Annotated in this window: 1 protein-coding gene; it reads left to right on the plus strand. The window is 55.4% G+C overall.

Annotated features, from left to right (window positions below; genetic code table 11):
- Window positions 1-85 precede the first annotated feature (85 nt).
- A protein-coding gene (locus ACR0IM_RS24485) for an IS3 family transposase (protein WP_480656796.1) occupies window positions 86-1,437 on the plus strand; the annotation gives its coding sequence in 2 pieces (ribosomal slippage) (window positions 86-422 and window positions 422-1,437; 1,353 coding nt in all).
- Window positions 1,438-1,511: the final 74 nt, after the last annotated feature.

Raw genomic sequence — 1,511 nt, forward strand, 5'->3', positions numbered from 1 at the left:
TGTCTGACGTCAGCGCCAATGGGACAGTTTAGGTCGATTTGATAAGAGAGGGTTTCTGGCTCATCGTAACCGCCAAGGAGTGGAGATGAGAAAGAAACCCGGAACCAAGCAGAGCCACGGTGAGAAGGTCGTAAAGGACATTCGCCGTGCGACCCGCAAACAGTATTCCGCAGAAGAGAAGATCAGGATCGTGCTGGACGGCCTAAAAGGCGAGGACAGCATTGCAGAGCTGTGCCGTCGTGAGGGCATCGCGCAGAGCCTGTATTACAGCTGGTCCAAGGAATTCCTGGAAGCCGGCAAGAAACGTCTGGCAGGCGACACGGCCCGTGCGGCAACTTCCACCGAAGTGAAGGATTTGAGACGGGAAGCCCGTGATCTAAAGGAAGTTGTTGCCGAACAGGCCTTGGAACTGCGTTTGCTCAAAAAAAGCATGATCGCGGATGGGGACGACGAGGAATGAGATACCCTGCATCCGAGAAGCTTGAGATCATCCGACTGGTGGAGGGATCGCACCTTCCAACCAGACACACGCTGGACAAACTGGGCATCCCGAAGACAACCTTCTATCGCTGGTACGACCGGTATCTGGCCGGTGGTCCCGAGGCGCTTGAGGATTGCTGTCCCAGGCCGTCACGGGTCTGGAACCGCATTCCCACGCCAGTGCGCGAGAAGATCAAGGATCTGGCTCTGAAGGAAAGCGATCTATCGCCTCGCGAGCTCGCCGTGCGCTTCACCGACACGGAAAAGTATTTTGTGTCAGAGGCTTCGGTCTATCGCATCCTCAAGTCCTACGATCTGATCACCAGCCCAGCCTATGTGGTCTTGTCCGCTGCGGACGAGTTCCAGGACAAGACGACACGGCCGAACCAGCTCTGGCAGACCGACTTTACCTATCTGAAGGTGATCGGCTGGGGATGGTTCTATCTCAGCACGATCCTGGACGATTACAGCCGATACATCATCGCCTGGAAGCTTTGTACGACGATGAAGACCGAGGATGTGACCGACACACTGGACCTCGCCTTGCAAGCCTCAGGCTGTGATCAGGCAACGGTGCTGCACAAACCACGCCTGCTCAGCGACAACGGGTCCAGCTACATCTCTGGTGAGCTTGCCGAATGGCTGGAAGATCAGAAAATGGATCATGTCCGAGGCGCGCCATATCACCCACAGACCCAAGGCAAGATCGAGCGCTGGCACCAGACTCTCAAGAACCGCATCTTATTGGAAAACTACTATCTGCCCGGTGACCTCCAGCAGCAGATCGATGCTTTCGTCGATCACTACAATCACCGGCGCTACCACGAAAGCTTACAAAACCTCACGCCCGCTGATGTCTACTTCGGACGCGGGCAGACCATTCTAAGACAACGAGAACGGATCAAACAGAAGACAATCGAAACCAGGCGCTTGCTTCACCGCAAATCCGCCGCATAATCAGACCAATCAGATGGGCCACATCCTCTCTTAGATCAGAGCGCCATCTGTCCCAAAATCCCTGACGACGGACA

This window comes from Ruegeria sp. BF6 (assembly GCF_056538665.1).